Source organism: Streptomyces venezuelae (assembly GCF_008642375.1).
Lineage (GTDB): Bacteria > Actinomycetota > Actinomycetes > Streptomycetales > Streptomycetaceae > Streptomyces > Streptomyces venezuelae_G.
On sequence record NZ_CP029194.1, the window covers coordinates 5,737,191 to 5,751,064 of the forward strand.

A 13,874-nucleotide genomic window follows, 5' to 3' on the forward strand; every position below is an offset into this window, starting at 1 on the left:
CAGCACCGATCCTCCCATGTGCCACTGTCGCCCGGCACACGGGAATGCCCGTGAGTGGCGGTGGTGTTTGCTCCTTTCGGCGCACCACCGTCAACACGGCCGTACCGAGGAGTGACATGTCCGAGAGCAGGACCACCGCCGACTTCTACTTCGACCCGCTGTGCCCGTGGGCCTGGATGACCTCCCGCTGGATGCTGGAGGTGGAGCAGGTCCGCCCGGTCGACGTGCGCTGGAAGGTCATGAGCCTGGCCGTGCTCAACGAGAACCGGCTCGACGAGGTCCCGGCCGAGTACCGCGAGATGCTGGAGACCAAGGCCTGGGGCCCGGTCCGGGTCGTCATCGCCGCCCAGCAGCTGCACGGCGACGAGGTCGTCGGCAAGCTCTACACGGCGCTCGGCACCCGCTTCCACAACAACGGCGAGGGCCCGACCCGCGAGGCGATCGTCGGCGCGCTGACGGACGTCGGCCTGCCCGAGGACCTGGTGGAGTACGCCGACAAGGACACGTACGACACCGAGCTGCGCGCCTCCCACCACGAGGGCATAAACAAGGTCGGCCAGGACGTCGGCACCCCCGTCATCGCGGTGCCGGGCCCGACGGGCGACGAGGTCGCCTTCTTCGGCCCCGTCGTCACCCCGACCCCGCGCGGTGACGCGGCGGCCCGGCTCTGGGACGGCACGCTGCTCGTGGCGTCGACGCCGGGCTTCTACGAGATCAAGCGCACCCGGACGGCGGGGCCCAGCTTCGAGTAGGCGGCGCCGCAGGCACAGATGAGCCGGCACAGAAGAACCCCCGTGATTCACGTCATCACGGGGGTTCTTCCTCTTTACGTCCGCAGGTGAAGGTTGAGAAGACGATCACGAGCAGGACGACGGGGGGCCCTTTCGGGCGCGGATCAGAAGGAGATCAGCGGGACGGAGGCCTTGGCCGCCTGGTAGCGCTTGTGCACGTCCTGCCAGTTGACGACCTGCCACATGGCCTCGATGAAGTCGACCTTCTGGTTCTTGTACTGCAGGTAGAAGGCGTGCTCCCAGGCGTCGAAGACGAGGACCGGGACCGAACCCACGCCGACGTTGCCCTGGTGGTCGTAGACCTGCTCGACGACGAGGCGGCCGCTGACCGGCTCGTACGCGAGGACGCCCCAGCCGGAGCCCTGAGTCGTCGCGGAGGCCTTCGTCAGCTGGGCCTTGAACTTGGCGAAGGAGCCGAAGGACTCGGTGATCGCGTCCGCGAGCTCACCGACGCCGTCGGCGGCCAGCGGCTCGCCGCCGCCACCGTCCTTCGGGCTGTTCATGTTGTTCCAGTAGATGGAGTGGAGGATGTGGCCGGAGAGGTGGAAGGCCAGGTTCTTCTCCAGGCCGTTGATCGCGCCCCACTGGTCCTTGTCGCGCGCCTCCTCCAGCTGCTCCAGGGTGTCGTTCGCTCCCTTGACGTATGCGGCGTGGTGCTTGTCGTGGTGCAGCTCGATGATCTGCGGATTGATCACCGGCTCCAGCGCCGCGTAGTCGTACGGCAGCTCCGGAAGTGTGTAGATCGCCATGTGCCCGGCCCCTTCGACTGACCTCTTATTGCAACCTATATGCAAGTGCAGGCTAACAGTAGGTGCGTCAGATGTTGATCAGCCCTTCGCCCTAGGTCCCGGGGGCCGGACATGGCGAAACCCCCGAACCGGGCGGTGGTTCGGGGGTTTCGCGCGGGAGCCGTCAGGGATCAGGAGGTACGGTCCGCTGCCGCCGTCCGGGCGGACTTCTGGCGTACGAAGCCGACGGCGGCCAGCAGCAGGGTCAGCCCGCCCGTCCAGTACAGCTGCACGCGCGTGCCCTCCTCACGGGCCATCAGGAAGAAGATCGCCGCCATGCCGGCCAGCGCCACCCAGGTCAGCACCGGGAAGGCCCACATCCGCACGACCAGCTTCTCGGGCGCCTCGCGCTCGGTGCGGCGGCGCAGCACCAACTGCGAGGCGGCGATGAAGAACCAGACGACGAGGATGATCGCGCCGATGGTGTTGAGCAGCCAGATGAAGATGTCGTCCGGCCGCCAGTAGCTCAGCAGCACACAGCCGAAGCCGAAGACGGAGGAGACGAGGACCGCCGGGCGCGGGACGCCGCCGGAGAGCTTGCCGAGCGCCTTCGGGCCCTGGCCGCGCGCGACGAGCGAACCGGCCATGCGGGAGGCGCCGTAGATGTTGGCGTTCATCGCGGAGAGCAGGGCGACGAGCACGACCACGTTCATGATCTGGCCGGCGGCCGGGATGCCCAGGTGGTCGAGGGTGGCGACGTACGGGCCCTTCTCGACGACCGCCTTGTCGTCCCAGGGGACGAGGGTGACGATGACCGCCATCGAGCCGATGTAGAAGAGCGCGATCCGCCACATCGCCGTGCGGACGGCCTTGGCGACGCCCTGCACCGGGTGCTCGGACTCGGCGGCCGCGATGGTGACGGTCTCCAGGCCTCCATAGGCGAAGACGGAGGCGAGCAGGCCGACGATCAGGCCCTCGGAGCCGTGCGGGAAGAAGCCGCCGTCACCGGTGAGGTTCGCCGCGCCGGGGGCGTCCGTGCCGGGCAGGAGGCCGGTGATGGCGAGCACGCCGATGCCGAGGAAGAGGACGATCGCGCCGACCTTGAGCGCGGCGAACCAGAACTCGAACTCGCCGAAGTTCTTCACGGCCGCCAGGTTGGTGACGGTGAAGACCAGCATGAAGAGCGCGACCCAGGCCCACTCGGGGCTGCCGGGGAACCAGCCGGTCATGATCTTCGCCGCACCGATGCCCTCCAGGCCGACGGCGACACAGAGCAGGAACCAGAAGGCCCAGCCCGAGGTGAAGCCGGCCCAGGAGCCGAAGGCCCGCTCGGCGTGGACGGAGAAGGAGCCGGAGGCCGGGTTCGCCGCCGACATCTCGCCGAGCATGCGCATCACGAGCATGACGAGGATGCCCGATATGGCGTAGGCGATCACGATCGAGGGTCCGGCGGCGGCGATGCCGGCGCCGGAGCCGACGAAGAGTCCGGCGCCGATGACGCCGCCGAGGGCGATCATCGAGAGGTGGCGCTGCTTCAGGCCGTGCGAGAGGCCCTCTGCGGGTGCGGTCGCGCCGTCCTTGCGGTCGGCCGGCGCGGGCGCGGTGGTCCGAGACATGGGCGAGCCCTGTTCATTAGCCGAGACGGGGAGGGAAGCCCACAGTCTGGGCGGCCGCACCGCTCAGAAGGAACCGGTGTCCGCTATACGGTCACGACTTTCACACAAAGTGAAGAATCATGCCCGCTTCGTGCGCAGCTCCCGCACCCACGCCACCAGCAGCACCGCCCCGGTCGCCGCCCCCGACCACAGCACCTGCGGGCGCGCCGCGTCGTCGGAGAGCATGAGGACGAGCACCGCCGCCATCGCCGCGAGCGCCACCCAGGTCAGCCACGGGAAGCCCCACATCCGCAGCGTCAGCGTCTCCGGTGCCTCGCGCTCGATCCGCCGCCGCAGCCTCAGCTGCGACACCGCGATCAGCGCCCAGACGAAGAGCAGCACCGCGCCGACCGCGTTGAGCATGTAGAGGAAGACGGAGTCCGGCCACTTCAGATTGAGGAGTACGGAGACGAAGCCGAAGGCCACCGAGGCGAGCACCGCCCGGCGCGGCACCCCGCCGCCCGAGACCCGGAGCAGCCCCTTCGGCGCCTCGCCGCGCTCCGCCAGCGAGAAGACCATCCGGGACGACCCGTACAGGTTGGCGTTGAGCGCCGAGAGCAGCGCCACGAACACCACCACGTTCATGATCTGCCCCGCCGCCGGCACCCCGATCGAGTCGAGCACCGCCACGTACGGCGACTGGCCCGGAACCATCGACGTCCACGGCAGCAGCGTCACGATGACCAGCATCGAGCCCACGTAGAAGAGGAGGATCCGCCACACCGCGCTGCGCACCGCCCGCGCCACGTTCCGCGCGGGGTCGGCCGACTCGGCCGCCGCGATGGTGACGACCTCCAGGCCGCCGAAGGCGAAGATCACGGCGAGGACCCCGGAGACCACGCCCTCCCAGCCGTTCGGCAGGAAGCCGCCCTGCCCGGTCAGATTGGCCGTCCCCACGGGGTCCGTGTCGGGCAGCCAACCGAAGATCGCCAGCGTGCCCAGGATCAGGAACAGCACGATCGCGCCGACCTTCAGTGCGGCGAACCAGAACTCGAACTCGCCGAAGTTCTTCACGGCCGCCAGGTTGGCCAGGGTGAAGACGACCATGAAGATCAGCACCCAGGTCCACTGCGGGACCCCCGGCACCCAGCCGTTCGCGATCCGCGCCGCGCCCGTCGCCTCCACGGCGAGGACGACGACCAGCAGGAACCAGTACAGCCAGCCCACCGAGAAGCCCGCCCAGCGGCCCAGCGCCCGCTCGGCGTGGACCGAGAACGCCCCGGACGCGGGCATCGCCGCCGACATCTCGCCCAGCATCCGCATGACGAGCATCGCGAGCGCTCCCGCGATCAGGTACGAGACCACGATGCCGGGACCGGCGACCGCGATGCCCGCGCCCGAACCCACGAAGAGCCCGGCGCCGATCACCCCGCCGAGCCCCAGCATCGTCAGGTGACGCTGCTTCAGGCCGTGGGAGAGGGGCTCCGGTTCGGGAGCGAGGGAGTCGTGCATGTGGGGGCTCGTGCTCTCTGGCGGTTTCTCTGGCGTTTATGGAGACTCCACAGTCTCTCCAGCGAACGCCCCCTGGCGCAAAAGGGACCTCCATGGACGAGATCCCAGTGACAAGCGTCACGTGGCGAAACGCGCGATCGACGGGCTTTGTTCGATCTCCACGAAGCGCTCGACCGCTGCTTTGTGGGCGGCTGACGGTGATCAGCCGCTCACTCCTGGCATACCGTCAACCTGTCCCTCCCACCCTCACCCCCAGCGGAGTACCGATGAGCACCGCCGCCGCCCCCGCCCGTTCCCTCCGTGCGGGCACCGTCCTCGCCGACCTGCTCCCGGCGAGCCGGGCCCGCGACATCGCCCTGGTCCTCGGCGGCGCCGCCCTCACCGGCCTCGCCGCGCAGATCTCCGTCCCGGTCCCCGGCTCCCCGGTCCCGGTCTCCGGCCAGACCTTCGCCGCCCTCCTCGTCGGCACCGCGCTCGGCGCCCGCCGCGGCTTCCTGGCCCTCGCCGCGTACGCCGTGGCGGGCATGGCGGGCGTGCCGTGGTTCGCGCAGGCCACCTCCGGCTACGGCATGCCGTCCTTCGGCTACATCCTCGGCATGCTCCTCGCCGCGACCGTCGTCGGCGCCCTCGCCCGCCGCGGCGCCGACCGCTCGGTGCTCCGCACGGCCGGCGCGATGGCCCTCGGCTCCGCGATCATCTACGCGGTCGGCGTGCCCTACCTGGCGCTCGCCACCGGCATGACCTTCGGTCAGGCCGTCGCCGCCGGCCTGACCCCCTTCCTCATCGGCGACGCCCTCAAGGCCGCCCTCGCCATGGGCGCCCTGCCGGCCGCCTGGAAGCTCGTCGGCCGCAAGGGCTGAGCCCCGCTGACACACGAGAGGGCCCGTCGTTCCCGGGGGAACGACGGGCCCTCTTCGCGTACGGACCTACGGGGTCACAGGCGGTCGGGCTCGGGCTCGGACGCGGACTCGACGGAGCCCTTTCCGAACTTCTGCCGGACCAGCGAGACCGCGATCACGAGCGCGGCCACGAGCAGCGAGAGCACGACCTGCTCACGGGCGCTGCCGCCGTCGTAGATCATGTAGCCGAGGACGAAGACGATCATCGCGATCGTCGCCCAGGTCAGGTACGGGAAGAGCCACATCTTCACGACGAGCTTCTCCGGCGTCTCGCGCTGGATGATGCCGCGCATCTTCAGCTGGGTCACGCAGATGACCAGCCAGACGAAGAGCGCCACCGCGCCGGAGGAGTTCAGCAGGAAGGCGAAGACGGTGTCCGGCCACTTGTAGTTGAAGAAGACCGCGACGAAGCCGAAGACGACCGAGCCGAGGATCGCCGCCACCGGCACGCCCCGCTTGTTGACCTTGGCGAAGGACTTGGGCGCGTCACCGCGCCGGCCGAGCGAGAAGGCCATGCGGGAGGCGGTGTAGAGGCCCGAGTTCAGGCAGGACAGGACGGCCGTCAGGACGATCACGTTCATGATCTGGCCGGCGTTCGCGATGCCGATGGAGTCGAGGGCCGCGACGTACGAGCCCTTCTCCACGATCGACTTGTCGTTCCACGGCAGCAGGGTGAGGACGACGAAGATCGAGCCCAGGTAGAAGACGCCGATGCGCCAGATCACGCTGTTGGTGGCCTTGGTGACGGCCTTCTGCGGGTCCTCGGACTCGCCGGCGGCCAGGGTGACGATCTCGCTGCCCATGAAGGAGAAGACGACCATCAGCACACCGGTGAGGACCGCTCCCGCACCCATCGGGAAGAAGCCCCCGCTGTCGGTGAGGTGCGCGAATCCCTCGCCCGGGTTGTCCGAGCCCGGCAGCACGCCGAAGACCGCGAGCATGCCGATGACGACGAAGGCGCCGATGGCCACGACCTTGATGCCCGCGAACCAGAACTCGAACTCGCCGTACGAGGCGACCGAGCCGAGGTTGGTGGCGGTGAGGACGACCATCACGATGAGCGCCCAGCCCCACTGCGGAACGGCCGGGACCCAGCTCTCCAGGATCTTGGCGCCGGCGGTCGCCTCGACGGCGAGGACGACGACCCAGAAGAACCAGTACAGCCAGCCGATGCTGAAGCCGGCCCAGCGGCCGAGGGCGCGGTCCGCGTAGGCGGAGAACGAGCCGGAGGACGGCCGGGCGGCGGCCATCTCTCCGAGCATCCGCATCACGAAGACGACCATGGCGCCGACGAGGAAGTAGGACAGGAGGATCGCGGGGCCGGCGGCGGCGATGCCGGATCCCGAGCCGACGAAGAGGCCGGCACCGATCACTCCGCCGATGGCGATCATCGACAGATGGCGGTTCTTGAGCCCGGCCTTGAGACCTTCGGAGGACTGCGGAACATCGGCCGTACCGGCCTTTCCGCCTTCCTTCTCCAGGGTCGGCTGCGTGTTCATGAACGCTTCCTAACGTGTGGGGGACGCTCGGGTCGCGAGCCCGAGCATTGAACACCGTGAACGGGGGTGATCGGAAGACCTGATTCCGGATAGTTGTGTGGACCACTTCGCGAGAGTCGAAGGTCCATACCGGACCGGGTGAACGTCCCGACCCCGCTGACCGCTACCCGGCCCCGGACATGCCACACTCGGCACCATGCGCGTCTACCTCGGTTCCGACCACGCCGGCTACGAACTCAAGAACCACCTCGTCGAGTGGCTCACGGCACACGGCCACGAGCCCGTCGACTGCGGTCCCCACATCTACGACGCCCTCGATGACTACCCGCCGTTCTGCCTGCGCGCCGCCGAGAAGACGGCCGCGGACCCGGACAGCCTGGGCATCGTCATCGGCGGCTCCGGCAACGGTGAGCAGATCGCCGCGAACAAGGTGAAGGGGGTGCGCGCCGCCCTCGCCTGGAGCGAGCAGACCGCCGCCCTCGGCCGCGAGCACAACAACGCCAACGTGATCTCCGTCGGCGGTCGGATGCACACCCAGGAAGAGGCGACGAAGTTCGTCGAGATCTTCCTCAGCACCCCCTACTCGGGTGACGAGCGCCACACCCGCCGGATCGACATGCTCACCGCGTACGAGACCACCGGCGAGCTCCCCGCGATCCCGGCCCACCACCCGCAGGAGCCCACGGCCTGATGCCCGAAGGGCACACCATCCACCGGCTGGCCGCCGACCACCGCGAGCGGTTCGGCGGCCGGCCCGTGCGCGTCTCCAGCCCCCAGGGCAAGTTCGCCGACTCGGCGGCCCTGCTCGACGGGAGCGTCCTGGAGACCACCGAGGCCCACGGCAAGCACCTCTTCCTCGGCTTCCCGGGCGAGGAGTGGATCCACATCCACCTCGGCCTCTTCGGCAAGGTGGCCTTCGGTGACGCCCCGGCGCCGCCGCCCACCGACACCGTGCGCCTGCGCCTCGTGAACCCCGAGGGGTACGTCGACCTCCGCGGCCCCACGACCTGCGCGCTCGTCACGGACGCGGAGAAGCGGGCGATACACGACCGCCTCGGCCCCGACCCGCTCCGAGCCGGTGACGATCCCGACAAGGCCTGGCACCGGATCTCGAAGTCCCGCACGACGATCGCCGCCCTGCTCATGGACCAGAAGGTCATCGCGGGCGTCGGCAACGTCTACCGCGCCGAGGTCCTCTTCCGGCACGGCATCGACCCCTACCGCACCGGCAGGGACCTCACCCGCAGGGAATGGGACGCGATCTGGTCGGACCTCGCCGCGCTGATGCGCGAGGGCGTCCGCCTCAACCGCATCGACACCGTCCGTCCCGAGCACACCCCCGAGGCGATGGGCCGCCCGCCGCGCGTCGACGACCACGGCGGCGAGGTGTACGTCTACCGCAGGACCCACCAGCCCTGCCTGGTCTGCGGCGACGAGATCCGCACCGCCGACCTCGCCGCCCGCAACCTCTTCTGGTGCCCGGGCTGCCAGACCCGCTAGAGGCACCAGGGGCGGTCCGCCCCTAGAACCCGTGCGGCAGCCAAGGAGCCACAGGCGACCCGAAGCCCACGGACGCCTCCACCAGTGCCCCTTCGCGCAGCTCCCGCACCCGCCCCGCCGCCGCCAGCGACACCAGCGACGTCCCGCCCAGATACGCCGCGCCCAGCTCCCGTACGGACAGTCCGAGGTCCGCCGGATCCGAGGTCCGGACGCAGACCGCGCCCTTACTGTCACCCGTCAGCCGCCAACGCCCCTCGTTCCAGGGGCAGAACGCGTCCTCGACCTCGAACACCACGTCCACCGGCGCCTGGTACGTCCGCGCCTCCAGCGCCGCGCCCACCTCCACCAGACGCACGTGCAGCGAGTCCCGCAGTGTCGGGGCGCAGCGCCGCACATCGCTCACCAGGTGCTGCCAGGCGTCGTCCACCGGACGGCCGTTGAGCCGGACCTCCTTGGTCAGGTCCACCGAGCAGAGGAACCGCCACAGCGCCGCCTCCGCCACCGCGTCGAGCCCCATCAGCTGATGGATCGCGACGGACCCCTCGGAACCCGAGAACGACCAGTCCGGCTTGATCGCGTAGTGCGCGAACCCCACGACCTCCCCGGCCCGCTCGGCGAGCACGCACAACCGCGGCGAGGAGCCATCCCGCCGGCCCGGCGGGTCGATCAGCGGCTGCCGCTCCCACTCGGGCAGCCGGGCGATCATCCCCGGCCGCCGCGGCACCAGCTTCGCGTACACCGCCTCGCACACGGCGGACGACTCCGTCAGGTCCGCCAGGCGCAGGGTCACCCCGTCCGTGCCCTCCGGCACCGAGAGCCGTACCCGGGTCGTGTCGATCGTCGCCCGCGTCGCGTAGGCGCCGACGCCGTAGCCGAACCGCCCGTAGATCTCCGGCTCCGAGGCCGTCAGCACCGCGAGCGGCTCGCCCGCCGCCCGCAGGTCGTCAAGCTGGCGCCGCATCATCGAGGTCAGGATCCCGCGCCGGCGGTGCGTCCCCGCCACGCTCACCATCGTCACCCCGCCCGCGCGCACCGACGCCCCGCCCGGCACCGTGAGCCGGAAGGAGAACGCGCCCGCCGTCCCCACGCACAGATCGCCGTCCCACACCCCCATGAAGCGGTCGAACTCGGTCAGGTCGCGCCACAGTGTCCGCTCCTCCGGCGCCTCCGGCACACCTCCGAACGCCAGCTCCAGGACCTCGAACCAACGGTCCCACTCGGTCGGGTCGAGAACCCGCAGTTCAGTCGTCATATGCCATCGATATCAGCGCCGCGCGTCCGGGGCGACCCGATTTCGCGCACATTGTCACCGGGGTACCCCTGCGCGATGTCGGACGAGGTGGATAGGGTCCAGGCCAATGGGACACCGCGCGGGAGTGAACACGTACGCGGCCCGGACGCGCAGGCGCGCTCGCCGGGCCCGCATCGCGCTGCGCAAGTCCGGCGTCGACTACTTCCGCGGGGACGGCTCCGACTGGCTCGCCTTCGCCGGACTCCTGCTGATGATCCCGGCCATCGCCTGCGGCACACTCCTCGACCCGGTCTGGTGCGCGCCCTCGGCGCTCGTCCTGCCCATCGTGGCCGGCGGGCTGCTGCTCCGCCCCGCCAGCCTGCTCGGCCTGTACGCGGCCGCCGCCGGAGCCCTCATCGTCGAGTCCGTCGTCCTCGGCCCGTACACCCAGGGGCCCGCCCGGGTCACCCCCGGCACCGTCCTCACCGTCGCCGCCTGCGGACTCTTCGGTCTCCTCATCGCCCAGTTCCGCGCCCGCGTCGGCGTGCCCTGGCGGCGCGGCGGCACCATGCTCTTCGACCTGCGCGAACGCATCCGCGTGCAGAGCGCCCTGCCCCGGCTCCCGCAGGGCTGGCACCGCGAGATGGCGCTCCGCCCGGCCGGCGGCCAGTCCTTCTCCGGCGACTTCGTCGTCGCCGCCCGCACCCACGGCGGCCGCACCCTGGAGGTCGTCCTCACCGACGTCTCCGGCAAGGGCATGGACGCGGCCTCCCGCTCCCTGCTGCTCTCCGGTGCCTTCGGCGGACTCCTCGGCTCGCTCCCGCCGCACGGCTTCCTGCCCGCCGCCAACGGCTACCTGCTCCGGCAGAACTGGGACGAGGGCTTCGCCACCTCCATCCACCTCGTCCTCGACCTGGAATCCGGCGACTACGAGCTCTTCTCCGCCGGCCACCTCCCCGCGCTCCAGCTCCACGCGGGCAGCGGTCGCTGGGAGGAGAAGGCCGCGGAAGGCCCCCTCCTCGGCGTCTACGACGGGGCGGAATTCCACCCGGTCAAGGGCTCGCTGCTGCCCGGCGACGTCCTCATGCTCTTCACCGACGGCCTCGTCGAGGCCGCCGACCGGGACATCGCCGAGGGCATCGACCGCCTCACCGGCGAGGCCGACCGCTGCGTCGCCGAGGGCTTCGAGGGCGTCACCTGGCACCTGATCGAGGCCGTCGCCAAGGACGTCAACGACGACCGGGCCCTCCTCCTCATCTCCCGCCGCGCCTGAACGCCCAGGCCGTCTCCGGCCCGGTCACCGGCTTCATGATCTTCCGTGCGAGCAGGAACCGCCGTTCCCGCAGGGATGATTCGCCACCCGGCAACGGGGGCAGGGGGGTTGATGGCACCATGGAGCCGGGGGGTGTCAGGCGTGCGCTCCCCGGTGGGCAAGGCGGGACCGACCGAGGGTGTGATCAGTTGTGGCCATTTCACTGTCTGTGGTGTTGCTGTTGGCAATCATCCTGGTGGTGCTGATCCGCGGGGGGAACCTCAAGGGCGGACCGGCCGTGGTCGCGGTGCTCTTCGGCTTCTTCCTCGCCTCCACCGGCATGGCCGACGACATCCAGCGCTTCCTGGACTCGATAACGCAGACGGTCGGCTCCATCAAGTTCTGAGCCGCCGTCCATCTAGCGGGACTTGGCGGTCCTGGCCGTCTTGGCGGCCTTGGACTTCCTGGCGGTCGGTGCGGGGGACTTCTTGGCGGTCGCGGCGGGCGGCTTCGCGGGCTCCGCAGCCGGCTTGGCGGGCTCCGCGGCCGTCCTGGCCGCCTGCTTGGCCGGCGGCGGAGGCTTCGGCGCGGACCGCTTCGCGCCCATGTCGCCGCCCGTGACGGCGGTGCTCGGCTTCGCCGGAGCCGCGGTGTCGCGCAGGGACCACTTGAGCTCGATCTCCAGCTCGATCTCCCCGTCCTCGATCTCCAGCTCCACCTCGCTGCGGAACTCCTCGGGGACGCGCAGGCTCAGCGTTCCGGCCCCCAGCTCCAGTTCGGCCTCCCCGCCCTCCCGCAGGGCGGCGGCGAGGGCGGTCAGCTGATCGGCTGCCTCAAGACGGGACACCGAGCGCTTCCGCTCGAACTTCAGGTCCTTCATCGCTACCTCCGGTGCGACGGGAGACGGGCTGAGCCCAGTCTGCGCTCGCCCGCCGGACCCGGCATCTCGCGATCCGCCGGAAAACGCCTCGGAGCCGGCCCGGAGAGACTTCTCCGGACCGGCCCCGAGACCGTGGAGCGGGTGACGGGAATCGAACCCGCGTAGCTAGTTTGGAAGACTAGTGCTCTACCATTGAGCTACACCCGCACAGCATCGCGCCGCAGGTCACGAGGACCGCGGCACGGACAGCATGTTAGCGGGTCGGAGGGCCTTTCCGCACACCCGTAAAACGGGGGGCGCCGCACTGTCCGCGTCCATGTACCCTACGTGTCGCACCGACGGGGTGTGGCGCAGCTTGGTAGCGCGTCCGCTTTGGGAGCGGAAGGCCGTGGGTTCAAATCCCGCCACCCCGACCATGTCGATCACGCGCCCCACGGTCGCGTTCTTGATCACGTTATGGCTGCCTCCCCGCTTGCGGTTACTATGCAAGCTGCGTGCCCGTGTGTCTTTCTGACCGGGCCGACCCGCCGGAACCGCTGACCGCGGAGACGGTGGATTCCAGGAATCAGCCACAAGGAGACCTAACCGTGAAGAGCGCCGTGGAGACCCTGAACCCGACTCGGGTTCGGCTCACTGTCGAGGTGCCCTTCGAGGAGCTCAAGGACAGCCTCGACGCGGCGTACAAGAAGATCAACCAGCAGGTCACGGTCAAGGGCTTCCGTAAGGGCAAGATCCCGGCTCGCGTGATCGACCAGCGGTTCGGCCGCGGCGCCGTGCTGGAAGAGGCCGTCAACGACGCGCTCCCGAAGTTCTACACCGAGGCCGTCAACGAGGCCGAGGTCAACCCGCTGGGTCAGCCCGAGGTCGACATCACCGAGCTGAAGGACGGCGAGCTGCTGGCCTTCACCGCCGAGGTCGACATCCGCCCGACGCTCGAGATCCCGGACTACTCCGGCATCGAGGTCACCGTCGACGCGGTCGAGGTCACCGACGAGGACATCGAGAAGTCGGTGGAGCAGCTCCGCGAGCGCTTCGCCTCGACCTCCACCGTCGAGCGCGCCGCCCAGGACGGCGACGTCGTCACCATCGACCTCGAGGCCAAGGTCGACGGCGAGGTGCTGCCCGACGGCGTCGCCTCGGACGTCTCGTACACCATCGGTTCCGGCGAGCTGCTCGACGGCATCGACGAGGCCGTCAAGGGCCTGGAGGCCGGTGGCGAGGCCACCTTCACCTCGCAGCTGAAGGGCGGCTCCGCCGAGGGCAAGGACGCGGAGGTCACCGTCAAGGTCACCACCGTCGCCGCCCGTGAGCTCCCCGAGCTGGACGACGAGTTCGCGCAGATGGCGTCGGAGTTCGACACCCTCGACGAGCTCAAGGCCGACAGCCGCAAGCGCCTCGAGAACATGAAGCAGTTCGACCAGGCCACCCAGGCCCAGGAGCGCGTCCTCGACGAGCTCCTCAAGCTGGTCGAGGTCCCGATGCCCGAGAAGCTTCTCGAGGACGAGATCAACACCCGCAAGCACAACCTGGAGCACCACCAGCTCGGCCAGATGGGCATCGACCTCGCGAAGTACCTGGAGCTCCAGGGCAAGACCGAGGAAGAGTTCCTGGCGGAGACCAAGGAGCAGGCCGAGAAGGGCATCAAGACGCAGTTCATCCTCGATGAGCTCGTCAACAAGGAGAAGCTCGACGTCTCCCGCGAGGAGCTCACCGAGCACCTCTTCCGTCGTGCCGCCTCCTCCGGCATGAGCCCGGACCAGTTCGCCCAGGCCGTGGCCCAGGGTGGCCAGGTGCCGATGCTCGTCGGCGAGGTCGCCCGCGGCAAGGCCCTCGCGGTCGTCGTCGAGGCCGCCACGGTCAAGGACAGCAACGGTGAGGTCGTCGACCTCTCCGACGACGAGGACGAGGTCGAGACCGCCGCCGAGGCCGTCGAGGCCGTCACCGGCGAGGCCGAGGTCTCCGAGGACAAGTAGGCGGCTCCGCGCCC

General features: G+C 69.9%; 13 protein-coding genes and 2 tRNA genes. 8 read left to right on the plus strand and 7 right to left on the minus strand.

Features of this window, described 5'->3' with window-relative positions; all coding sequences use genetic code 11:
* The first annotated feature begins 116 nt into the window (after nucleotides 1–116).
* A complete protein-coding gene (locus DEJ46_RS26330) occupies nucleotides 117–752 on the plus strand; it encodes a DsbA family protein (protein WP_150270224.1) in 636 nt (211 codons plus the stop codon).
* Nucleotides 753–895: 143 nt separating this feature from the next.
* On the opposite strand, the gene DEJ46_RS26335 is transcribed toward DEJ46_RS26330, so the two are convergent.
* The 3 genes from DEJ46_RS26335 to DEJ46_RS26345 form a co-directional block, all read right to left on the minus strand.
* The gene (locus DEJ46_RS26335; protein WP_150270226.1) at nucleotides 896–1,540 is read right to left on the minus strand and encodes a superoxide dismutase; all 645 of its coding nucleotides are present in this window, start codon (nucleotides 1,538–1,540) and stop codon (nucleotides 896–898) included.
* Between the two features lie 170 nt (nucleotides 1,541–1,710).
* Complete coding sequence (locus DEJ46_RS26340; protein ID WP_150270227.1) at nucleotides 1,711–3,135, minus strand: amino acid permease; 1,425 nt, start codon at nucleotides 3,133–3,135, stop codon at nucleotides 1,711–1,713.
* A gap of 117 nt (nucleotides 3,136–3,252) precedes the next feature.
* The gene (locus tag DEJ46_RS26345; protein ID WP_150270229.1) at nucleotides 3,253–4,626 is read right to left on the minus strand and encodes an amino acid permease; all 1,374 of its coding nucleotides are present in this window, start codon (nucleotides 4,624–4,626) and stop codon (nucleotides 3,253–3,255) included.
* 266 nt (nucleotides 4,627–4,892) lie between these two features.
* Here DEJ46_RS26345 and DEJ46_RS26350 point away from each other — a divergent pair, with 266 nt between their 5' ends.
* Nucleotides 4,893–5,486 (plus strand): biotin transporter BioY, encoded by a 594-nt coding sequence (locus tag DEJ46_RS26350; protein WP_150270231.1) that lies wholly within the window; start codon nucleotides 4,893–4,895, stop codon nucleotides 5,484–5,486.
* Between the two features lie 74 nt (nucleotides 5,487–5,560).
* Here the strand turns inward: DEJ46_RS26350 and DEJ46_RS26355 are convergent, their stop codons facing one another.
* Nucleotides 5,561–7,024: an amino acid permease gene (locus tag DEJ46_RS26355; RefSeq protein WP_150270233.1), complete on the minus strand. Its 1,464-nt coding sequence runs from the start codon at nucleotides 7,022–7,024 to the stop codon at nucleotides 5,561–5,563.
* A 196-nt stretch (nucleotides 7,025–7,220) separates the two neighbouring features.
* On the opposite strand from DEJ46_RS26355, the gene DEJ46_RS26360 reads away from it, so the two are divergent.
* Together DEJ46_RS26360 and DEJ46_RS26365 are read left to right on the plus strand one after the other, a co-directional pair.
* Nucleotides 7,221–7,715 carry a ribose-5-phosphate isomerase gene (locus DEJ46_RS26360; protein ID WP_150270235.1) on the plus strand — a complete coding sequence of 165 codons (495 nt, stop codon included), beginning with the start codon at nucleotides 7,221–7,223 and terminating at the stop codon, nucleotides 7,713–7,715.
* The gene (locus DEJ46_RS26365) at nucleotides 7,715–8,524 is read left to right on the plus strand and encodes an Fpg/Nei family DNA glycosylase (protein WP_150270236.1); all 810 of its coding nucleotides are present in this window, start codon (nucleotides 7,715–7,717) and stop codon (nucleotides 8,522–8,524) included. Before DEJ46_RS26360 ends, DEJ46_RS26365 begins: the two co-directional genes overlap by 1 nt.
* A 22-nt stretch (nucleotides 8,525–8,546) precedes the next feature.
* Here the strand turns inward: DEJ46_RS26365 and DEJ46_RS26370 are convergent, their stop codons facing one another.
* Nucleotides 8,547–9,776: a GNAT family N-acetyltransferase gene (locus DEJ46_RS26370; RefSeq protein ID WP_150270238.1), complete on the minus strand. Its 1,230-nt coding sequence runs from the start codon at nucleotides 9,774–9,776 to the stop codon at nucleotides 8,547–8,549.
* 106 nt (nucleotides 9,777–9,882) lie between these two features.
* Between DEJ46_RS26370 and DEJ46_RS26375 the strand changes: the two genes are divergently transcribed.
* Nucleotides 9,883–11,028, plus strand: a complete 1,146-nt coding sequence (locus DEJ46_RS26375) for a PP2C family protein-serine/threonine phosphatase (RefSeq protein ID WP_150270240.1) — start codon at nucleotides 9,883–9,885, stop codon at nucleotides 11,026–11,028.
* Between the two features lie 190 nt (nucleotides 11,029–11,218).
* Nucleotides 11,219–11,413 carry a hypothetical protein gene (locus DEJ46_RS26380; RefSeq protein WP_030684996.1) on the plus strand — a complete coding sequence of 65 codons (195 nt, stop codon included), beginning with the start codon at nucleotides 11,219–11,221 and terminating at the stop codon, nucleotides 11,411–11,413.
* 12 nt (nucleotides 11,414–11,425) lie between these two features.
* On the opposite strand, the gene DEJ46_RS40100 is transcribed toward DEJ46_RS26380, so the two are convergent.
* The gene (locus DEJ46_RS40100) at nucleotides 11,426–11,887 is read right to left on the minus strand and encodes an amphi-Trp domain-containing protein (protein ID WP_150270242.1); all 462 of its coding nucleotides are present in this window, start codon (nucleotides 11,885–11,887) and stop codon (nucleotides 11,426–11,428) included.
* 133 nt (nucleotides 11,888–12,020) lie between these two features.
* Nucleotides 12,021–12,094, minus strand: a tRNA-Gly gene (locus DEJ46_RS26390).
* A gap of 132 nt (nucleotides 12,095–12,226) precedes the next feature.
* On the opposite strand from DEJ46_RS26390, the gene DEJ46_RS26395 reads away from it, so the two are divergent.
* Both DEJ46_RS26395 and tig read left to right on the plus strand, forming a co-directional pair.
* Nucleotides 12,227–12,303: transfer RNA gene (locus DEJ46_RS26395), tRNA-Pro, on the plus strand.
* 171 nt (nucleotides 12,304–12,474) lie between these two features.
* On the plus strand, nucleotides 12,475–13,860 hold the full coding sequence (tig, locus tag DEJ46_RS26400) for a trigger factor (protein ID WP_150270244.1): 1,386 nt from the start codon (nucleotides 12,475–12,477) through the stop codon (nucleotides 13,858–13,860).
* Nucleotides 13,861–13,874 lie beyond the last annotated feature (14 nt).